Origin of the sequence: Marinomonas arctica (assembly GCF_003259225.1) — a bacterium.
Lineage (GTDB): Bacteria > Pseudomonadota > Gammaproteobacteria > Pseudomonadales > Marinomonadaceae > Marinomonas > Marinomonas arctica.
In genome coordinates, this window is record NZ_QHJF01000004.1 from 80,946 (window position 1) to 100,606 (window position 19,661).

Genomic DNA, 19,661 nt, shown 5'->3' on the forward strand with positions numbered 1-19,661 from the left:
ATTACCCTAAAAAAACTGAATTACCGCTGATTATAGCACTCAATAAATACCGAATACTGAAATAAAATCAGGTGAACGATAAAACGTATTTTTCATCAAACTTATGAAGATGAGGGCTCACGAAAAGCTTAACGACTTGGCTTTGGACTCGCCATCCAGCCGAGTCCCATCCAAATGAAACCAATGCTGAGTATGATGTAGAGTGGAGCCGTCCACGATTGTTGCAAGTCATACAATGCACCAATCAACACAGGGCCAATCGCCGCCAGCGTATAACCAATGAGCTGTGCCATGCCAGACAGCGCCGCGGCTTGCTTTGGACTGTGAGTTCGCAAACTGACGAAAGACAAGCCCAAAATAAAGCCCATGCTGACGCCGAACCCAAACGACACCGACCAAACCCCAGACCAACTTGGAATGAACAAAAAGCCCGCCACGCTCAAAGATGTTAGTCCTGTGGCAAATAAACACAAGCGTCGATGGCTGCCTAAACGATTGATAAAAGGCGCTAAAATCAACGACGGAATGGCGCCCGCCAATTGTAAGTAGCCTTGGTAAAGTCCGGCTGTTGAGTCCGTGTACCCATGACTGATTAAAATAGCGGGCACCCAAGCGACAACGATGTAATTAATCAGCGAGTTGACCGCTAAAAAACCAGCCACTTGCCATGCCGTGACGGAACGCCACACGGACGTGGCCACTTCAACATTCCCGGTTTGCGGCGCTTGGTGTTGGGTGATCTTACAGCTAAACCACACCACCAAAGGCAAGACGATCAACACGCTTTGGCACGCCAATGCAAACGACCAGCTACTCATTGGTAAGGTAAAAGTGGACTGTTCCGCATATTGGCTGAATGGCACCGCAAGGCTCGACATCAAAAAGCCGCCGATGCTCATCATCAATACGTAAATGGCCGTGAGTTGAACCACATAATTTGGGAATTCACGTTTTAGCAAACTGGGTAACAACACATTGCCAATAGCAATGCCAGCGCCAATCAATATCGCACCGAAATACAGACCGCTAATGGAGCCGAATGTCCGAATCACCATGCCAAGGGCAATCAGACCCACACCCGAAGCGAGAATGCGCTCAATGGTAAAATGCCGAGTCAGCCAAGACGCTACCGGTGCAAAAAAAGCAAACGCTAACAAGGGGAGGCTAGTCAGTAGACCAGATTGCGAATTACTGAGGTTGAGATCCGTACTGATTCTGTCTAATAACGGTGGCAATCCCGTGACTGGGCCGCGCAAACTCAATGCCACCAAAAAAATAAATAAGAGTAAAAAAGCCGCATCGTGCTGTGCTAATCGTTGTAATCGTTTCATGGTGTCCATTCATATTAAAAGCGGTTGCTAGGAAATATTGCCGATTCGCTATTATATGCGTTACGCTGCTTGCTGAATTAAGAGACTTGGACAATAAATTGCGAAATACAGACAAAAGCATTTTTGAATCGCTCACCGATCTTTGCTTTGCCGATCACTATCCCCATCGTGTTTTGGTATTGCGTTCTCAATCGGTACCGCACAGTGAAGAGACCCCATGGCATCATCATAAAAAAGCGCAACTTGTGCTGCCATTAACCGGCGTGGTGACCAGCTTCATTGATGACAAAATGTGGCTTGTGCCGCCTCGTTGTGCGGTGTGGATTCCGAGTGATGTCATGCATCGTAACCAAATTTCACCCAATGCGGATGTGTGCATGTTATTTGTCGACAGCACGGATTTGTCTTTGCCTGACGTGGCCTGTACCTTAACGATCACGCCTTTTGTGCGTGAGTTAATTTTGCATCTGCATACACAACAGGAGTATGAAAAGACCGACCCCGTGACGGATCGGTTGGTAGATGTACTGATTGATCAATTGCTTCAATTGGAGCGAGAAGAGTTTGATTTTCCTATTCCCGATGAGCCTATCTTGAATCGCCTTGCGCTCGAACTCATCGCCAGACCGAATGAGAAGCGTACTTTAAGCGAGTGGGCCAGTGACTTCGCCATGAGCGAACGTACCTTAGCGCGTATGATCAAACGCCATGTGCAGCTCACCTTTGGGCAATGGCGCAGCCAATTGCATATTGTCCTTGCCCTACAAAAACTCGCCATCAACCTGCCTATCCAAACCATCTCCGAAGAACTTGGCTACGACTCGGTCAGCGCTTTTATTACTTTTTTTAAAAAAGCCTTAGGCAAATCCCCCAGGCAATATCGGATTGAGCGATGGGGGAAGGAATGACAGAGCGCCACGTCATGGTTCGTTTAGACCGTCGTGAGAATATACAGCGCCAAGAAAATTAACGCCAAGCCAGATAGGCGATCAATCCACATGGCTTTGCTGCGCAACTTTTCTAAGAAACGCGCATTCGATAACAGACATGCAATCAAGGTGTACCAAAGGCCATCCACCAGCCAAGGCGTCGCCACCATGAGCATTTTTCCACTTACTTGATGGACTTCTGCCACAAAAGGGCTGAATAACGCCGCAAAGAATAGGGCGATTTTGGGGCTTAAAATCGAGACCAGAAAACCTTCTTTAGCAGACTGAAACAGACTAACGCGAGTGCCTGATTCTAACTTAGCTGCAATGCCGCCGTTGGAGCGCAGGGCATTAAAGCCAAGGTAGGCCAAATACGCTGCCCCCGCGTAACTGATGATCAGAAACAGTAAAGGCAGCTGATGGAAAATCACCGCCAAACCAAGCATGGAAATCAGCGCGTATAAACCAATGCCTGTCGCGTGGGCCCAAGACGTGGCCAAACCGTTTGCTCGGCCGCCAGCCAGACTGTGCTTGATGACTATTGCGAGGCTCGGGCCTGGCGACATGGCACCAAGCAAACAAATGGTAAACAGGGAAAACCAAATAGACAGTGACATACGCGTGCTCCTTTATGATGGGAGCAGACTAGCAAGCTCTTGGTATTATATGAAATCATCTTTTCTCATAGTGCTTATGATCTTGAATCATAGCCTATAGAATAAGCGGCTTTCGACATCACCTGCAAAACGAGACTTCTCATCCACAGGTGAGAAGGGTCGTTATCGTACTTTGCATGCCAAATCAGCCAGTACTTATGGCGTGGTGTCGTGATGGGAAGCGGTTTATAGATCAGAGAAAAGTGGTTTTTTAAATTTCGAGCAATGTGTTCAGGAATCACCAAAAGATGCTGACTTTGACACAGTGATTGCGCTGCCGCGTAGAAAAATGGCACTTTCAGCGCAAAGCGGCGGGGCTTTTCTAACTTGGCTAACGCCTCATCTACGTAACTGTCCTTGTCGCCACCGCCGATCACTTTAATATGAGCATAGGCGAGTAGATCGGCAATGCTCAGAGTGTCCTGCGTTGCCAAAGGATGAGCACGGCTCATCACACAAACGGGAGCGTCTTCGCCTATTTGAATCGAAGACACCCCTTCTGGTTGTGTTGGCGACATGCTCGACGCCAACTGAATATCGGAGGTGGCAAGCAAAGGCAATAAATCTGGCTGCCATAAACGATACTGCATTGAGACATTGGGCGCCTGTATTGCCAAGGTCTCAACAATATCGGGCAAAATATACTGCGCCACGTAATCGCTGGACGAGAGCACAAACTCGCCATGCCACTTTGCCGGCTCGAACGCCTCTTCCACCAGCAAATCATCCAACTCCACAAACCAAAGGGCCAGCTTTGTTTGCAGCTGCAACGCCTTGGGCGTAGGAATCAGCGTATTGCCTTCGCGAATGAGCAAGGGATCAGCAAACAGGCTTCTGAGTTGGCTGAGTTGGCGGCTCACCGCCGATTGTGTCAGATTCAGTTTATCGGCCGCGTGGCTAACATGGCGCTCTTCCAGTAGCACCTTTAACGAACGCAACAAATTTAAGTTAATACGATGAATCATGTCGTTATGCTCACAGGCTGACAAAGTGTTTGGCGTATTTTTCGACTTTACCCATCATAACGCAAGGCGCATCGTCCCGCTTAATGGGCAAACTTCAACACGACTACACCGAGAATAATCAACAATACTCCCATGTAACGCAGTAAAGACGTGGCATCGCCATAAAACCAAATGCCCACCAAAAAAGTGCCTGATGCGCCGATTCCTGTCCACACGGCATAGGCGGTCCCCATGGGGATGTCTTTTTGCGCCAACCAAAGCAAAGTACCACTCACCGCCATAAAACCAATCGCCATGACGATGCCCAATACTTTTGAGCCACCAGACTGCGCCATTTTTAGCCCGACGGGCCAGCCGATTTCCGTTAATCCAGCCAACAACAAATACACCCAACTCATGTCTTACTCCTTAATATGTTGAAGACAATGTTATTTGCGGGCTAGACTATCAATAATTATGATATTTAAAAGTTAATAACCATCGAAAAAATTCATATGTTGAGTCTAGAACAAATTAATATGTTGGTGTTGTCTGCCGAGCTGGGTTCCTTTTCCGCCTGCGCGAGAAAGCTTGGCAAAGTGCAGTCAGCGGTCAGTCATGGGATTAGCAATTTAGAAATAGACTTGGGCGTTGAATTGTTTGATCGAACCTCCCGCAGCCCTAAACTCACGCCAGAAGGGGAGCGCTTACTGCGCAGCGCGAAAGCCTTGTTAGCTCAGTCCCATGAATTCGAAAAGATTGCCGAATCCATTACCCGCCATGAAGAAGGCGCCTTAACGATCGCCGTTGACGATGCTCTGTTAACACCGTATTTGAGCACCATCTTGGCCTTATTTGCACAAGCCTTCCCTCATGTCGAAATTGACCTGATTTCATTGGCCTCTCCTGACATTATCGCAACGGTGGCGGATGGCAACGTTGACATCGGTGTGATGTTTTCAGAAGTAGAAGCCAATAAACAAGTGGATTTTTGCTACGTGGGCAGTGTGGACTTTGTCGCTGTGTGCCATGCTGATTTTCCCTTAGCGGCCCTGCGACGGCTATCCGAATCAGACCTCATGCCTTATCGGCAAATTGCCGTCAGAGGCCAGCAGAAGCGAGAGTCACAAGTGCTCATTAGCATGACACCAAACGCCTGGTGGTGTTCAAGCAACTACAGTGTCTTGGCCTTAGTGAAACAACAAATCGGCTGGGCTTACCTGCCTTTGTCCTTGGTGCAACCCTTTGTGCACACCGGCTTATTGCAAAAAATAGACGTCACCTTCGACCACAAACCCTGGTCTGTCCCCGTTGACCTAGTCTGCAAAAAAGGCGCCTTACGTGGCCCCGCCCATCAATGGCTGTTTGATGCCTTAAAAAATGCCTTTTCTGCTGAGCGTTAGACAAAGCAAAAGAATAAGAAATTATAAAATAGATATAATAATGTCCAAAAAAACCTAAAATAAGGTTAAAATAGATACTATTGTATCCATTTTTTGGGTGATTGTTTCTATGAGTCATTTCCTATTGCTGGATGACAGCGACGTACAGCACGCTTTTGCGGCGCATCTTCGTAAGCGGCGAGAGCAAGAAAAACTGTCTCGTGATGCATTGGCCGCTCGCAGTGGCGTTCCCGCTCCAACCATCAAAAAGTTCGAACTGACAGGGCAGATTTCCTTTCGTCAGTTATTACTGCTTTGGCAAAGCCTAGATGAACTGTCACGGCTCTTTGCGTTGACCCAAAATACAGAAAATAATCAATCCAGCATGCCAACGTCTATTGAAGAGGTGCTGAAAAATGGCTTTTAAAGCCATCCAAAAACTCGCCACAACCGCCAGCTTTGCCAACTGGCATCAAGCCCAACAAGCGATAGAAGAAATCGTCGACTCCCTTTCTGGCTTTCGTGACGTCGCTTTATTCTTAGGTGTGAAACCAGATACCGTGCGTCTGATAGAAAAACAACTGGATACTTGTTGGCAAGATAACAAAGGCTTGTTGGGGTGATGGTTTATTTTGAAATTAGGTTTATAAAACAACAACTGTCATCGCAAGTGACATATCAACAAAATGAAACTATACTTTTAAAAAATTGTTATTTTATGAAGGTTTAGTTTATGTCTTCTCGGTCTGCTGTGGTGTTCCCAAAAGATTTACGAATGTTGAAGATACTGGGTGAAAATATTTCGTTGGCGATGAAGCGTCGAAAGATCACTCAGACAAGGTTATCCGAGCGTACTGGCCTATCTATGCCGACGTTACGCAATATCACCCGAGGCGAACCCAGTGTGTCGATTGGTCATTACCTTGTGGTGTTATCGGTGCTTGGGTTAGCAGCCGATCTTGGCAAAGTCGCTTTGGACGATGAGTTTGGTAGAAGGCTACAAGATATTGAACTACTGACCGCCAAACATAAAAAGAAACCGACGAGGCTATCGTCATGAGTCGATCTATTTATGTCTATGCTCACTGGTACGCCATGCCGCAACCTGAACTTGTGGGAATGCTAGAAACAGACCTCGTTCGAGGCGTTGAAGTGTATCGATTTTCTTATGATGAGAATTGGCTAACGTCGCCTTTTGCCATGCAGATAGACCCTCAGTTACAGCTATTCAGAGGCGATCAATTTAATAACGATGCGCGAAATTTCAGGGCCTTTCTAGACTCCTGCCCAGATCGTTGGGGGCGCTTACTAATGCAACGGCGAGAAGCTGTTTTAGCAAGGCGAGAGCAACGACAAATTCGAAGATTGAGTGACGCAGATTATCTGCTTGGTGTTCATGATGCCTACAGAATGGGGGCATTACGTTTCAAGTTATCCAAAGACGGGCCTTTTTTAGACAACGACCAACAGCTTGCTACGCCTCCCATGTCGAGCTTGCGAGAATTAGAACATGCCGTTAGTCAGATCGAGCAAGATCCAGATGTAGATAATCCTGACTATCTTAAGTGGCTATTTATGTTGATTTCCCCTGGCTCATCACTAGGTGGAGCTCGCCCAAAAGCCTGTGTTATGGATGGTGAGGAACTCTGGTTAGCGAAATTCCCCAGCCGTCATGATAATCATGATATAGGTGCTTGGGAGTACTTGGTGTATCGCATGGCCGTCGATGCGGGGGTTAACATGGCACCATGTAAAATCTTACAATTTAATAGCCCGCATCATACTTTTTTGACGAAACGCTTTGATCGAGAGGGAGAAACAAGACATCATTTTTCCTCTGCCATGACCCAGCTGGGTTACTACGATGGTGATGCTGGAGCGAGCTATCTAGAACTTGCGCAATTCTTAATGGAACAAGGGGCAAATACCCAAGCTGACCTAGCCCAGCTTTGGCGACGTTTAGCGTTCAATATTATGGTTCGCAACAGCGATGATCATCTAAGAAATCATGGGTTTATATTGGCAGAAGAGGGTTCTGGTTGGCGACTCTCCCCTGCTTATGACATCAACATTTCCATAGGCGCTACAGGGCTTCACCTTAATATTGATGAATATTCTAACGAGCTAAACCTAGATTTAGCGCTAGAAGTTGCGCCTTATTTTCAGTTGTCCGCGACAGAAGCGAAGCAAATCCTTTCGGAACTACAAAGCGTGGTCAGCAATTGGCAGGATTACGCTAATGAAATAGGTATAAAGCGACAAGAGCAACAAATTTTAGAACGAGTCTTTAATTGAAACTATATTTATAATATTTATTGATTAGTGAACTTATAGTTTCTATCAAGTGAGTTTGAAAGCGGCTGACAGGGTCGATAGGTATCAGAGTCATACTGGCTAGGTCGCAAAGGGTAGTGGATGATTTTAGGTTATGTATAAAAAACACGAAAAAATAGACATGTCATAAGGATTTGGCGCTTTCATGTCGAAAAAGTGGTAGAATTTCGACATGACTATTTCTGTATGGTAACGTGTTATGTCGATGGTATCGACATAAGCTACAAAACAAATAAAGATATGTCGAAATTGTGAAGGAATTTAAACATGAGCTTTCGTGCTGATCTGCCATATAACCAATTACCACAACTTCCCCCCGACATTGACCTGATAGAAACAAGAACTGTACTCAAAGCCTGTATCAGTGCGAGAGCGGCACTGGCAGAGTTAAAACAGGCTGGAGAACTATTGCCAAACCAAAGTATGTTGATCAACTTGTTGCCTCTTTTAGAAGCGAAAGACAGTTCTGAAATAGAGAACATTGTCACGACGACTGACCAATTATTCCAATATGCACAAGAAGATACGGGTGCAGACCATGCGACCAAGGAGGCATTGCGCTACCGAACTGCACTGAATCAAGGTTTTACACAACTGACTAGTAGACCCTTATGCAGTAATACCGCCGTTGAAGTGTGTAGCACCTTGAAAAATATGGATATGGATATTCGTAAAGTCCCTGGGACTGTCATTGGCAACCAAACAACAGGCGAGATTGTTTATACGCCACCTGTTGGTGAAGACGTTATCCGTGGTTTACTGGCCAATTGGGAAAATTTTTTACACGACGAAAATGACATAGATCCTCTGATTAAAATGGCAGTGAGTCACTATCAATTTGAAGCGATCCATCCTTTTTACGATGGCAATGGCCGAACTGGACGGATTTTAAATGTACTGTTTCTGATTGAACAAAAACTGCTTAGCCTACCGATTTTATATTTAAGCCGCTATATCGTGCAGAACAAGCAGGACTATTATCGGCTCCTTAATCAAGTCACGCGTGAGCAAAATTGGCAGGATTGGTTGCTCTTTATCTTGCAAGGTGTAGAGCAAACTTGCATTTGGACGTGTAATAAAATCGCCGCCATTAAAGCGTTGATCGACGTCACCTCAGACTATATCCGCGACCAACTACCAAAAATATACAGCTACGAACTTGTACAACTGATTTTTGAACAGCCTTATTGCCGTATTAATAATCTAGTAGAAAAAGACATCGCCAAGAGGCAAACCGCATCGACCTACCTAAAAAAACTCACAGACATTGGTGTTTTAAAAGAAGTGTCAGTAGGCAAGGAGAAGCTCTTCGTTCACCCAAAGCTGATGCAACTCATGATACAAGATAGCAACGACGTGAGCTCTTATGATGCAGAGTGAGGCGTGTGCATTGAACTTGTGAAGCCGTTTTATATACCGTTAATATGATGTTAAGGATGAATGATGAGCCGATTTGAATTGGGGTTTAAGTCAAGCGAACTACCCGTTACGTTAAAAGATTGTAGCTATGAGAACGACACCTGTCCCTCATTTTATTTTCGAATGAGCGATCGATACTACAAACTGTGGGTGGAACACAAAGACAAAGCCCAACGAGAAGACCCTGATAGCCCTCGTTACACGGTGTGCAAAGCGATTAACGAAGGGGATGAAGCCTCTCCAGAAATCTATACGGATCATGAAGCTGCTGACCTTTTCAAATCCGAAGAGGCTGGTGCGATGATTGGGTTTGTGAGAGAGATGCAGTTTTAACAGCATCATGTTGCAAAGCCTTAGGGGCAGAGTCTTCTTGCCTAAGAAGTGCTAGTGAATTGAAATTGTTATCGTTTGGGTCATTTTCATAGAGTAAATATTTACAAATGGCAATTTGTGATTAGTTACATTTGTTGTATCCTGGTACTTATTATCAACTAAGCTCATCATAGAGATGGTTTTGATCGCACTTCATAGAGTAGATGTTAATGGAATCGGGAAGCAATAAAAAAGCTGGGACTTATATAGACCTATTCTCAGGTTGTGGTGGTTTTTCTTTAGGGCTTGGGAAGGCTGGTTGGGAAGGGCTTTTTGCGGTCGAAAAAGACCCTATGGCTTTCGATACTTTTAAACACAACTTAATTGAAGGTAAATATGCCCATTTTAATTGGCCTGAATGGCTTCCTTTACAATCAACGACTATTCAGGACATCCTCACTCAATACCCAGATCAATTAGCGTCATTAAAAGGAAAAGTGGACCTGATTGCTGGTGGCCCACCATGCCAAGGTTTTTCACTTGCGGGAAGACGTAATGCTCTAGACCCTCGTAACAAGCTATCTGAAGAATACATGAACATGGTGGAAATAGTATCGCCAAAGTATCTAGTGTTAGAGAATGTGAGAGGTTTCAATTCAACATTTAAAGATGCTAAAGGACAACGTGAGAAGCTGCCTTATTCCATGATAGTGAAGGCCAGGCTTGAAGCGTTAGGCTATCACGTATTTACTGATTATCTTCATAGTGAGCATTATGGTGTTCCGCAAAAAAGAACGCGTTTCATCATGATTGGTATTCGATCAGATCTAATTAAAGATGATATCGATCCTTTTCAAATATTGGCATCACTTCGTTTGGATTTTTTAGATAAGAAAAAACTTCCTCATACACCTGTTAGTGTTCACTCTGCCATTGGCGATTTAGAAACATCTAAATATCCGCTTATTTACCATTCTGGTAGCCATATTCAAGGGTTTAAGCAAATTGATTATAAACCGCCTCGTAGATTAAATGCTTATCAAAATCTAATGCGAGAGGGATTGAAGAGCGCTAAACCAAATAGTTTGCGTATTGCACGTCATCGTCCAGAAACCATAGAAAAGTTCAAAACCATCCTTGAATTATGCCAACCAGGGAAAGGTTTAAGTGATGAGCATAAAAAAATTATTGGGACCAAAAAACAAGTCATTTCTGTACTGAACCCTAATGAGCCATCACGAACATTAACGACATTGCCTGATGATTTACTGCATTACTCAGAACCCAGAATTCTGACTGTTAGAGAGAATGCCAGAATTCAGTCATTTCCTGATGATTACGTATTTAAAGGAAAATACACAACAGGTGGTTCACGAAGAACGCAAGAGTGTCCTCGGTATACACAAGTTGGTAATGCTGTGCCGCCCATGTTAGGTGAAGTACTTGGCGAGCTAATATATAAATTGAAAGGTGTTTACTAAGCATATGGAAAAGCAATTTAAAGTAAGTTCAGCATTAAAAAATATTATAGGTAAAGACCTAATTGTTGATGACTTTGTCGCAATATTTGAGCTAGTAAAAAACTCTTTCGATGCTAACTCAAGACATGTAGAAGTTTCATTTGAAAATATCGTCGAGGGTGAATCTAAGCTTATTATTCAAGATGATGGAAAAGGAATGGATCTTGATGATATTGACAATAAATGGCTCTTTGTCGCTTATTCAGCTAAAAAAGAAGGTACTGAGGACTATAGAGATGAAATTAAGTCTAAAAGAATCCATGCTGGAGCTAAAGGTATTGGCCGTTTTTCTTGTGATAGGCTGGGTGAAAAATTATCAATATACTCCAGAAGAAATGAAAACGATGAATTTTCGAAATTAACAATAGACTGGATTGATTTCGAATCGGATATGAAAACTAATTTCGATTCAATTAATGTTAATTATGAATTGATAGATAATTGTCCATACGAACTCTTGACAGGAACAATACTAGAGATTTCCAGTTTAAGATCTAATTGGGATGCAGAAAAACTAATTCGGCTTAGACAATCTTTAGAAAAATTAATAAATCCATCACAGAACAATAATGGAGATTCATTTTCTATAACCCTTAATGCTCCTGATTTTTTAGAACATGATGATATTAGAAAAGACACTTCTAAAGAGCATGAGATTATCAATGGCCCAATTAAAAACTTTCTTTTTGAAAAATTAGGTTTAAAAACAACAAAAATAGAAGTTTCTATAGATAGTGAAGGGTCTAATATAACAACAAAACTATATGACCGAGGAATATTTATTTATGAACTTAAAGAAAAAAATATATTCATCACAAGTGGTAATAATCTAAGAGATATTAATATTAATCTATTTGCTTTAAGTACAACCACTAAAACTATTTTTACTAAGCATATGGGCGTAAGACCTGTAAGATTTGGTTCTGTTTTTGTATATAAAAATGGTTTTAGAATATTACCTATTGGCGAACTTGGAAGAGGTGATGTTTTTGGTTTAGATAATAGAAAGCAGCAAGGTCAAATGCGGTATTTTGGTACTCGTGATTTATTTGGACGAGTTGAAATAAACGGCGAGAATGAAGAGTTAAAAGAGTCTTCTAGTAGAGATGGTGGACTTGAAAGAAATGAAACATTTTTAACTCTGAATTCATTTTTTATGGAAAAAGCACTTAAAAGATTAGAGAGATATGCTATAGATGTAGTTAAATTTGGTAATGTGGAAAATATTGATGTGAGTGACTTGAAGCAAAGTATCACTCAAGATGATAAAGCCTTGATTTTTATTGAAGCTTTAACAAAAAGCGAGGATATTATAGATATTAAATATAATCCTGAACTTTTTGATATTGTTAGCGATTCGTCCGAAAAAAGCCTAAAAGCAATATTGAAAAATTTATCAAGGATTGCTGTTGAATCTAATAATATAGAACTAGATAAAGAAGTAAAAAAAATAAAATCGCGCTTGGCTGATTTTCAAAAATTAGCTATTGATTCGGATGAAGAGGCAGGAAAAGAGCGCAAGGCAAGAGAGCATGCAGAGAAACAAGCTAGGTTAGAAGCAGAGAGAGCAAGACAAGAAGCCGAAAAAGCAAGAGCCGCAGAGTCTAGAGCACAGGATGCTGAAAAAAAATCAGATGAAGTTTTTAAAGAGTCTCTTTTTTTGAAGTCAATGATGAATTCAGATTTAGATAATATTATCGCTCTTCATCATCATATTGGAATAGCTGCCGGAACAATTGAAAACTATGTTAGAAATGTTAGTAATAAAATTAGAAGTGGTAAGCCAGTTTCGACTGAAACATTTCTTCATGTATTAGATGAAATTTCTTATGTCACAAGACAAATAAAAGCTACTACTAACTTTGCTACCAAAGCTAATTTTAATTTAGAAGCCGAAATTATTACAGAAAATATTTATTCTTATATTCAGGAATATGTGCTTAATATATGTTCCGGACTTGTGAAAGTTGATGGTGATTTTAGGACTGATATAAATTTTATTTGGAAAAATGTTAATCCAATAGAGTTTAATGTTCAATTTAGGCCGTTAGAAATTGCAATGGTTATTGATACAATGATTAATAATGCTGTAAAAGCTAAAGCAAAAAAAATAACTTTTAGCGCTGAAGTGATCGATAATGGTTTAGATATTTATATAAGTGATGATGGAAAGGGTATAGAAAAATCAATACGTGATAAAATCTTCGATATGGGTTTCACCACAACAAAAGGGTCTGGGCTTGGCTTGCATCACGCAAAAAATATCATGGAGAAAATTAATGGTAATATCGAATTATTAGATGCTGAAGATAATAAAGCAAATTTTGTACTGACATTTACAAGGTAGATAAATGAAATTCAGAATAATATGGATAGATGATTCGACTACTTGGGTTAATTCTGTCAGTGACTCTCTTGTTGAAGCATTTGAAGGCGTAAAATTTACACCAGTCATTCAAAAGTTTGGTGTTATTGATGATTCTGCTAAAGAAGCGATTAATAATAACTATTTAGATCTACTAATTATTGATTGCAATCTTCCGGGAGTGAATGGTAATGACTTCATCGATGAGTTGAGAGCGAATAAATGTTTCTCTCACATAATTTTTTATTCTCAAGATGCAAGTAACTTGAAATTAGTTAAACAAGATGATCACTTTTCTCACGTGACACCTAGAGATAATTTTCCTGATTTGATTGAGCAAGTAGCTGATCAAGCTTATAGAAAATATAATCATCCATCATTTATGCGTGGACTACTTCTCTCTGAGTTTATAGACTTAGAAAGTTTGCTTGATGATTTGATATCTCAGTGCTTCAAAAATGAAAGCTCTTACTTCAGAGAGACGATTATTAATAAGGGAGGAGAATCGTTTAGTCTTGGTACAAAGCTGAAATTTGTTGCTCGATTAGTAAAAGATTCTAAAGCTATGAATGAAGAGATTAGAGCCTCATTAGATAATATTGGTTTCACATCAAGTGGGTTTAGCGATAAAATTATTAAGAGACGAAACATATTAGCTCACGCTCATCCCTTATATGATAATGATACTGGTAAAATAACACTTAAAAGCGCTTTTGATGACGTGGATTTTACGGGCGATTGGTTTTTTGAAACACGCAGTTATATTCACGATTATAAAAATAAGGTCAAAAGATTAATATCCTCAGACTTATTTATTATTGTTAACCCTTAAAATGAAAAAAAATACAATAGTTATTGTAGACTTGGATGGAACATTAGCTTTAAACAAACATCGTTTCCATCATATTGATAAGTCCTTAGGCCAAAAAATAGACTGGGATACCTACTTTCAAGCCTGTGATCAAGATGCTCCGCATACACCAGTGATAGAAACCATTAAGGCATTGAAGGAACAGGGTTATAAGGTTCATATTTTCTCTGCTCGCGGTGACATTGTGAGAGGTAAAACAATTCAATGGCTGCACCGATTCAATGTTCCATTTGATGATTTAACAATGCGAGAAATGAACTCCTATACGCCTGATGAAGAGCTAAAAAAACAATGGTTACTCTCTTATTACCCTAATTATCAAAACGATATTTTTTGTGTTTTTGATGATAGAGATAAAGTTGTCAAAATGTGGCGATCAATGGGGTTAACCTGTTTTCAAGTAGCTGAGGGAAACTTCTAGAAACAGTAAATTTTCGGCATATCTGGGTTTAGAAGCAGATCAGCAGATCGTGAACTTTCGGTCCCGTTCATGTACGTTACAATTAACGTACTATTGATGTCTCGACACACTATTCAGAATCCTGAGAAGCAGGTATACAAGGGCTTTGATACACACAATGACCACTAAGTTAATCCGCAATAGCACGGCTGAGTTTTTGATTTTTACTGGGAAATCTGGTGAGCTGAGCATTGAGGCCCGTTATGAAGAAGACACTATTTGGCTTTCTCAAAAGCTGATTGCTGAGTTGTTCGATGTTGATGTCCGAACGGTCAGTGAACACTTAAAAAATATCTACTCACTAAGAGAGCTTGATCAAGATGCAACCATCCGGAAATTCCGGATAGTTCAAGTTGAGGGCAGCCGTGAGGTAAATCGAAATATAGATTTTTACAACCTAGACGCGATTATCTCTGTCGGTTATCGCGTGAATTCTGTGCGAGCGACTCAGTTCCGTCAGTGGGCGACTCAGGTGTTGCGAGAGTTTTCTATCAAGGGTTATGTGATCGATAAAGAGCGCATGGAGAACGGAAGCTTTCTGGGTGAAGATTACTTTGAGCGCTTGCTGGAAGAAATTCGTGAAATTCGCCGTTCTGAACGACGTTTTTATCAGAAGATCACCGATATTTACGCAACCAGTGTTGATTACAATAAAAATGCGCCAACCACTCAATCCTTTTTTGCGACAGTGCAAAACAAACTGCATTTTGCGATTCATGGACAGACTGCTGCCGAGTTGATCAAAGCGAGAGCCGATAGCAGTAAGCCAAATATGGGGCTGACTCATTGGGCGAAAGGACCAGAAGGAAAGGTGTTAAAAACCGATGTGGACGTAGCTAAAAACTATCTCAGTCAGGATGAGCTCCAGTCGTTAGGGCTGATCTTCAACGCGTATCTTGATTTAGCGGAAAGTCGTGCAAGACGCAATATTCCCATGACGATGGAAGATTGGTCGAAGCGGTTGGATATGTTATTAGAGTTTGATGATAGAGATATTTTGACTAATGCCGGATCGATCTGTGCGAAAATCGCCAAAGACTTTGCGGAATCAGAATTTGAGAAGTATCGAGTCGTACAGGATCGTTTATTTGAAAGTGACTTCGATAAGATGATCAAAAAGGTTGAGAGTGAAGGATCGGTGGATAAGTAAAACATGACGCCTAAGCCTAGATGCGAAAAAACCGGCCAAAGCCGGTTTTTTCGCTTTAACAGCCAGCGTAACTGAATCGCTGCGTACAAGGCTGAGTTGTAAGTCTCATGATAGTGGTCATTTTGATAACCTTGAATTCAATATAATCTATCAGCTCTATTAATTTTATAATTCTAGGCTATATATGAGTGAGTTAATTCATTTTTGCTAGAGTGCTAGAGAAAACGTTAGGTAGGCTTAAGCAAATTATCGGTCTATAATTGATCTATATTTAGGCCTATGGAGCTTTTATGAATATTCAAACTGTGTCATACCTGAAAGCAAACGCGAATAATCTCTCTTTAGATGATCCTTTGCACGTCACTCAGAACGGCAAAGAGGTGTATGTTGTGCAGGCCTCGCAGGCTTACTATGAGCAGCAAGAAACCATTGCTTTGCTTAAGCTGATCAACCTTTCTGAGCGTAGTTTGAATCAAAAGGGTGAACTGTCTTTAGATGAGGCATTTGATGTCTAAGTCTTTTCAAGTTGTCGCTACGCCAGTATTTAAAGAGACACTTAAAAAGCTATCTGCATTCCTAACTCGCAAACATGGGGCTGTCGTGGCCGATGACGCTCGGAGCCTAATTAAACAACAAGTTCAGGAACTGAGTATTCATCCTTTTTCCTCCCCGATCAGTGAGCGTTTATCCGCTTTGGGTTTTATGGACTATCGCCAAATGCTGGTAGACCAGCACAACTTAGTTTTCTATCGAGTCGATGAAGAGGCAAACAAGGTTGTGCTTATTGCTGTGATGGATAGTCGACAAAGCATTGAGCAGCTGCTTTATGAAACCATGCTGGTGCTGTAGATGATGAAAGAGCCTAAGAATCTGAAAGCGAAGGACCGGGAGAGAAATAGAACATGACACCTAAACTTCCCATTAATATTGACGATTTACTGCGCCGGCGTACTGTTGAAAGTGAGCGTATCGAATACAAGGAAGGTTGGAATCCTGAAGTGGTTTTGCATACCTTATGCGCTTTCGCGAATGATTTTCATAACTTGGGCGGTGGCTATGTGGTCATTGGTGTTGCAGAAGAGAATGGCCAACCCAAGCTGCCTCCTGTTGGTGTAGAGTCTGCGCAAATCGATGCCATTCAAAAAGAGTTATTGAACCTTGGTCACTCCGCTATAGCGCCACATTTCCATCCGTTAACGGCGACTTACGAGATCCAAGGTAAAACCATTTTGGTGTTATGGGCACCGGGCGGAGAATCGCGGCCTTATAAAGCCAAAACCAGCTTAAGTGGCAAGAAAAGTGACTGGGCTTATTATCTGCGTAAGCATACCAGTACGGTGAAAGCCTCTGGGGAAAATGAAAGAGAGTTATTGAGCTTAGCAGCAACGGTTCCCTTTGATGACCGTTATAGACAAACCGCCACACTGAATGATCTTTCTCCCTATCTGATTCGCGATTTTTTGCACGACATTAACAGTGAGTTAGCTAACGAGGCTCGTGAGCTGGACATCGAAGCCTTGGGTCGTCGTATGAATGTGGTTGGCGGGCCTGCGGAGATGGCTTTTCCGAAAAATGTGGGTTTATTATTTTTTAATGAGCAACCGGATCAATTTTTCCCCGCTACTCAGATTGATGTGGTGTATTTCCCCGATGGTGCTGGTGGAGACCGCTTTGAAGAGAAAATATTCAAAGGCCCACTTGGTCGTATTACGAGCGATGCTTTGGATTATATTGGACGGAATTACCTCAAAGAGGCGGTTATTAAACATCCAGATCGACCAGAAGCCGAGCGTTTTTGGAATTATCCGTTAGCGGCTATCGAAGAAGCGGTGGTGAATGCGGTCTATCATCGTTCTTATGAAATACGAGAGCCAATTGAAATTCGTATCGATGCTAAAGAGCTGGTTGTTTTGAGTTTCCCTGGTCCTGATAGATCTATCCGATTGGCTGATTTACAGGCAGGTAAGGCGGTGAGCCGGCGTTATCGTAATCGTCGCATTGGTGAGTTTTTAAAAGAGCTGGATTTAACCGAGGGACGTTCTACTGGTGTTCCTAAAATATTGCGTGTAATGAATGCGAATGCCTCACCGACACCCATTTTTGAAACAGATGAAGATCGCAGCTATTTCTTAATTCGTTTGCCTATTCATGAGGGATTTACTGAGGTTGAAAAAACGACCCCGCAAGTCACCCCCGAAGTCACCCCCGAAGTCACCCCCGAAGTCAGACGTCTGTTAACGATGCTACATGGTGAAATGGGTCGGTCGGAATTGATGGTCGTATTGGGTTTGAAAGATGAAAAACACTTTAGGGAATATTACCAACAAGCGGCGATTCAACAGGGCTTAATTGAAATGACTGTCCCAGACAAACCCAAAAGCCGTTTGCAAAAATATCGCTTAACCGAGCTAGGTAAGAAGCTTCTTTCTAAATAGAGAAAACGCTTTACTGAAAGGCTTTGTATGTGAAAATGCCCGCTTCTACCATGCGTAGAAGCGGGCATTTAAAATGCGGCTATTACTTAAAAGAACGGTTTATTCCGTTGCTTTATGAATCGTTTCTTTTGTGCTCTCGTAAGCTTTTGAGGAGTCTTCTTTCACGCCTTCCCAAGTATTCGCGCAGCCAGCTAACGCCAGTGTTACGGCAATGACTAATAATGGAAACTTCATGTTCAAACCTCTTTTTGTTTGGAGTCTTTACACACTACCAAAAAGTTTTGTAAAGAACGACTCACTATTTTGATTTAACTTAGGATAAAGGGTTTTACCGATTTTTGCTCTTTCTTTCTGACTGAAAATCTTATGGAAAAATCCTTGAACAGGCCCATGTATTTACATCAAAAGAGATTGACCTATCCTAGCTCTGGCATAGAATGGCGTCAATTTAACCCACTCTTGGGATAATCTAGCATTGAGGTGGCACATGCCCAGTACATCGGTGGTTCCAACGAATTCTCTTCGTCAGCGTCTCAAGACGTTTATTGAAAATTCGACGATACAGCGTAGTTTGTTGGCGTTAATTCTAATCAATGCGGTGATACTCGGATTAGAAACCTCGGCAGAGGTGATGGCAAACATTGGCCCATTTTTAATGGCCTTAGACAAGGCGATTCTGGTGGTGTTTGTGATTGAGCTGGGGATTCGTTTGGTGGTGCATCGTTTCGCATTCTTTAAAGATGGTTGGAATGTGTTCGACTTCATCGTTGTGGGGATCGCATTAGTTCCTGCCAGCGGTCCTTTTGCTGTGTTGCGTGCTCTAAGAGTATTGCGTGTATTGCGCGTACTGACTTTCGTACCATCGATGCGAAAAATAGTCGGTGCCTTGATCAAATCCCTGAATGGCATGTTGTCCATCGCCATGGTGTTGGGGCTGGTGTATTACGTGGCGGCGGTGATGGTCACCAAGCTGTTTGGTGAAGCGTTCCCAGACTGGTTTGGCAGCCTAGGTGCTTCTTTGTATACCTTGTTCCAAGTGATGACCTTAGAAAGTTGGTCCATGGGCATCGCGCGGCCAGTGATGGAAGAATTCCCCTATGCTTGGGCGTTCTTTGTGCCTTTTATCCTGATCGCCACCTTCACCATGCTGAACCTCTTTATCGCTGTCATCGTCAACGCTGTGCAAACCATGCACGACGATGAAATCAAAGACGAGATAGACGCGGAAAAGGCTACCCAGCAACAGTTACTAGAGCAAATGCAGCAGCTTCAACAGGAATTACAAGCACTGCGCCGTGACATGAATAAGCCAAGGGAATAATGATGAAGTCTCGATAGTGAGCAATGGAATACAGGCGAGCATCAATTCTCATTTCACACTTTTATGCGCATAAAAGTGTGAAATATCGCATTTTCACGCGCATAAAAGTGTTGCAACCTTCCAGCCGAGTATAAATCACTCCTTCAATAGATCTCTTTCTTCTAAGTGGGTACCAGTTTGTTGGTAGCCTAGGATAAGTGGGCAAGATGGCTACCTATGATCTATAGTGACA

Annotated in this window: 22 protein-coding genes; 17 read left to right on the forward strand and 5 right to left on the reverse strand. The window is 42.2% G+C overall.

Annotated features, from left to right (window positions below; genetic code table 11):
* Positions 1 to 128: 128 nt before the first annotated feature.
* Positions 129 to 1,331 carry an MFS transporter gene (locus DK187_RS03125; RefSeq protein WP_223232266.1) on the reverse strand — a complete coding sequence of 401 codons (1,203 nt, stop codon included), beginning with the start codon at positions 1,329 to 1,331 and terminating at the stop codon, positions 129 to 131.
* A 98-nt stretch (positions 1,332 to 1,429) separates the two neighbouring features.
* On the opposite strand from DK187_RS03125, the gene DK187_RS03130 reads away from it, so the two are divergent.
* Positions 1,430 to 2,239 (forward strand): AraC family transcriptional regulator, encoded by an 810-nt coding sequence (locus DK187_RS03130; RefSeq protein ID WP_229676470.1) that lies wholly within the window; start codon positions 1,430 to 1,432, stop codon positions 2,237 to 2,239.
* Positions 2,240 to 2,262: 23 nt separating this feature from the next.
* On the opposite strand, the gene DK187_RS03135 is transcribed toward DK187_RS03130, so the two are convergent.
* From DK187_RS03135 to DK187_RS03145, 3 genes are all read right to left on the reverse strand, one after another.
* Complete coding sequence (locus tag DK187_RS03135; RefSeq protein WP_111605887.1) at positions 2,263 to 2,877, reverse strand: LysE family translocator; 615 nt, start codon at positions 2,875 to 2,877, stop codon at positions 2,263 to 2,265.
* Between the two features lie 74 nt (positions 2,878 to 2,951).
* A complete protein-coding gene (locus DK187_RS03140) occupies positions 2,952 to 3,881 on the reverse strand; it encodes a LysR family transcriptional regulator (protein WP_111605888.1) in 930 nt (309 codons plus the stop codon).
* A gap of 80 nt (positions 3,882 to 3,961) precedes the next feature.
* Positions 3,962 to 4,279, reverse strand: a complete 318-nt coding sequence (locus DK187_RS03145; RefSeq protein ID WP_111605889.1) for a DMT family transporter — start codon at positions 4,277 to 4,279, stop codon at positions 3,962 to 3,964.
* A gap of 96 nt (positions 4,280 to 4,375) precedes the next feature.
* On the opposite strand from DK187_RS03145, the gene DK187_RS03150 reads away from it, so the two are divergent.
* The 15 genes from DK187_RS03150 to DK187_RS03220 all read left to right on the forward strand — a co-directional run bounded on the left by DK187_RS03150 (position 4,376) and on the right by DK187_RS03220 (position 18,108).
* Positions 4,376 to 5,263 (forward strand): LysR family transcriptional regulator, encoded by an 888-nt coding sequence (locus DK187_RS03150; RefSeq protein WP_111605890.1) that lies wholly within the window; start codon positions 4,376 to 4,378, stop codon positions 5,261 to 5,263.
* A 109-nt stretch (positions 5,264 to 5,372) separates the two neighbouring features.
* A complete protein-coding gene (locus DK187_RS03155; protein WP_111605891.1) occupies positions 5,373 to 5,669 on the forward strand; it encodes a helix-turn-helix domain-containing protein in 297 nt (98 codons plus the stop codon).
* Positions 5,659 to 5,865, forward strand: coding sequence for a hypothetical protein (locus DK187_RS03160; RefSeq protein ID WP_188322937.1), 207 nt, complete (start codon positions 5,659 to 5,661; stop codon positions 5,863 to 5,865). Before DK187_RS03155 ends, DK187_RS03160 begins: the two co-directional genes overlap by 11 nt.
* Before the next feature lie 110 nt (positions 5,866 to 5,975).
* Complete coding sequence (locus tag DK187_RS03165; protein WP_111605892.1) at positions 5,976 to 6,302, forward strand: helix-turn-helix domain-containing protein; 327 nt, start codon at positions 5,976 to 5,978, stop codon at positions 6,300 to 6,302.
* Positions 6,299 to 7,537 carry a type II toxin-antitoxin system HipA family toxin gene (locus DK187_RS03170; protein ID WP_111605893.1) on the forward strand — a complete coding sequence of 413 codons (1,239 nt, stop codon included), beginning with the start codon at positions 6,299 to 6,301 and terminating at the stop codon, positions 7,535 to 7,537. The genes DK187_RS03165 and DK187_RS03170 overlap by 4 nt, the downstream gene beginning before the upstream one ends.
* Before the next feature lie 306 nt (positions 7,538 to 7,843).
* Complete coding sequence (fic, locus tag DK187_RS03175) at positions 7,844 to 8,956, forward strand: protein adenylyltransferase Fic (protein WP_111605894.1); 1,113 nt, start codon at positions 7,844 to 7,846, stop codon at positions 8,954 to 8,956.
* Positions 8,957 to 9,019: 63 nt separating this feature from the next.
* Complete coding sequence (locus DK187_RS03180; RefSeq protein WP_111605895.1) at positions 9,020 to 9,328, forward strand: hypothetical protein; 309 nt, start codon at positions 9,020 to 9,022, stop codon at positions 9,326 to 9,328.
* Positions 9,329 to 9,537: 209 nt separating this feature from the next.
* Positions 9,538 to 10,788: a DNA cytosine methyltransferase gene (locus DK187_RS03185; RefSeq protein WP_188322936.1), complete on the forward strand. Its 1,251-nt coding sequence runs from the start codon at positions 9,538 to 9,540 to the stop codon at positions 10,786 to 10,788.
* A 4-nt stretch (positions 10,789 to 10,792) separates the two neighbouring features.
* Entirely contained in the window at positions 10,793 to 13,174 is a 2,382-nt protein-coding gene (locus DK187_RS03190; RefSeq protein WP_111605897.1) for an ATP-binding protein, read from the forward strand.
* Positions 13,175 to 13,178: 4 nt separating this feature from the next.
* On the forward strand, positions 13,179 to 14,024 hold the full coding sequence (locus DK187_RS03195) for a response regulator (RefSeq protein WP_111605898.1): 846 nt from the start codon (positions 13,179 to 13,181) through the stop codon (positions 14,022 to 14,024).
* Between the two features lies 1 nt (position 14,025).
* Entirely contained in the window at positions 14,026 to 14,484 is a 459-nt protein-coding gene (locus tag DK187_RS03200; protein ID WP_111605899.1) for a phosphatase domain-containing protein, read from the forward strand.
* A 157-nt stretch (positions 14,485 to 14,641) separates the two neighbouring features.
* Positions 14,642 to 15,673 (forward strand): virulence RhuM family protein, encoded by a 1,032-nt coding sequence (locus tag DK187_RS03205; RefSeq protein WP_111605900.1) that lies wholly within the window; start codon positions 14,642 to 14,644, stop codon positions 15,671 to 15,673.
* A gap of 290 nt (positions 15,674 to 15,963) precedes the next feature.
* The gene (locus tag DK187_RS03210) at positions 15,964 to 16,188 is read left to right on the forward strand and encodes a type II toxin-antitoxin system Phd/YefM family antitoxin (RefSeq protein ID WP_111605901.1); all 225 of its coding nucleotides are present in this window, start codon (positions 15,964 to 15,966) and stop codon (positions 16,186 to 16,188) included.
* Complete coding sequence (locus tag DK187_RS03215; RefSeq protein ID WP_111605902.1) at positions 16,181 to 16,522, forward strand: type II toxin-antitoxin system RelE/ParE family toxin; 342 nt, start codon at positions 16,181 to 16,183, stop codon at positions 16,520 to 16,522. Before DK187_RS03210 ends, DK187_RS03215 begins: the two co-directional genes overlap by 8 nt.
* A gap of 53 nt (positions 16,523 to 16,575) precedes the next feature.
* The gene (locus DK187_RS03220) at positions 16,576 to 18,108 is read left to right on the forward strand and encodes a Fic family protein (RefSeq protein WP_111605903.1); all 1,533 of its coding nucleotides are present in this window, start codon (positions 16,576 to 16,578) and stop codon (positions 18,106 to 18,108) included.
* 99 nt (positions 18,109 to 18,207) lie between these two features.
* On the opposite strand, the gene DK187_RS21475 is transcribed toward DK187_RS03220, so the two are convergent.
* On the reverse strand, positions 18,208 to 18,342 hold the full coding sequence (locus DK187_RS21475; protein WP_111605904.1) for an entericidin EcnAB: 135 nt from the start codon (positions 18,340 to 18,342) through the stop codon (positions 18,208 to 18,210).
* 253 nt (positions 18,343 to 18,595) lie between these two features.
* Here DK187_RS21475 and DK187_RS03230 point away from each other — a divergent pair, with 253 nt between their 5' ends.
* A complete protein-coding gene (locus DK187_RS03230; RefSeq protein ID WP_111605905.1) occupies positions 18,596 to 19,429 on the forward strand; it encodes an ion transporter in 834 nt (277 codons plus the stop codon).
* Positions 19,430 to 19,661: the final 232 nt, after the last annotated feature.

Coding starts and splice junctions, on each gene's coding strand:
- DK187_RS03125 (WP_223232266.1), bottom strand. CDS start 1,331: ATGAAACGATTACAACGATTAGCACAGCACGATGCGGCTTTTTTACTC.
- DK187_RS03135 (WP_111605887.1), bottom strand. CDS start 2,877: ATGTCACTGTCTATTTGGTTTTCCCTGTTTACCATTTGTTTGCTTGGT.
- DK187_RS03140 (WP_111605888.1), bottom strand. CDS start 3,881: ATGATTCATCGTATTAACTTAAATTTGTTGCGTTCGTTAAAGGTGCTA.
- DK187_RS03145 (WP_111605889.1), bottom strand. CDS start 4,279: ATGAGTTGGGTGTATTTGTTGTTGGCTGGATTAACGGAAATCGGCTGG.
- DK187_RS03150 (WP_111605890.1), top strand. CDS start 4,376: ATGTTGAGTCTAGAACAAATTAATATGTTGGTGTTGTCTGCCGAGCTG.
- DK187_RS03155 (WP_111605891.1), top strand. CDS start 5,373: ATGAGTCATTTCCTATTGCTGGATGACAGCGACGTACAGCACGCTTTT.
- DK187_RS03160 (WP_188322937.1), top strand. CDS start 5,659: ATGGCTTTTAAAGCCATCCAAAAACTCGCCACAACCGCCAGCTTTGCC.
- DK187_RS03165 (WP_111605892.1), top strand. CDS start 5,976: ATGTCTTCTCGGTCTGCTGTGGTGTTCCCAAAAGATTTACGAATGTTG.
- DK187_RS03170 (WP_111605893.1), top strand. CDS start 6,299: ATGAGTCGATCTATTTATGTCTATGCTCACTGGTACGCCATGCCGCAA.
- fic (WP_111605894.1), top strand. CDS start 7,844: ATGAGCTTTCGTGCTGATCTGCCATATAACCAATTACCACAACTTCCC.
- DK187_RS03180 (WP_111605895.1), top strand. CDS start 9,020: ATGAGCCGATTTGAATTGGGGTTTAAGTCAAGCGAACTACCCGTTACG.
- DK187_RS03185 (WP_188322936.1), top strand. CDS start 9,538: ATGGAATCGGGAAGCAATAAAAAAGCTGGGACTTATATAGACCTATTC.
- DK187_RS03190 (WP_111605897.1), top strand. CDS start 10,793: ATGGAAAAGCAATTTAAAGTAAGTTCAGCATTAAAAAATATTATAGGT.
- DK187_RS03195 (WP_111605898.1), top strand. CDS start 13,179: ATGAAATTCAGAATAATATGGATAGATGATTCGACTACTTGGGTTAAT.
- DK187_RS03200 (WP_111605899.1), top strand. CDS start 14,026: ATGAAAAAAAATACAATAGTTATTGTAGACTTGGATGGAACATTAGCT.
- DK187_RS03205 (WP_111605900.1), top strand. CDS start 14,642: ATGACCACTAAGTTAATCCGCAATAGCACGGCTGAGTTTTTGATTTTT.
- DK187_RS03210 (WP_111605901.1), top strand. CDS start 15,964: ATGAATATTCAAACTGTGTCATACCTGAAAGCAAACGCGAATAATCTC.
- DK187_RS03215 (WP_111605902.1), top strand. CDS start 16,181: ATGTCTAAGTCTTTTCAAGTTGTCGCTACGCCAGTATTTAAAGAGACA.
- DK187_RS03220 (WP_111605903.1), top strand. CDS start 16,576: ATGACACCTAAACTTCCCATTAATATTGACGATTTACTGCGCCGGCGT.
- DK187_RS21475 (WP_111605904.1), bottom strand. CDS start 18,342: ATGAAGTTTCCATTATTAGTCATTGCCGTAACACTGGCGTTAGCTGGC.
- DK187_RS03230 (WP_111605905.1), top strand. CDS start 18,596: ATGCCCAGTACATCGGTGGTTCCAACGAATTCTCTTCGTCAGCGTCTC.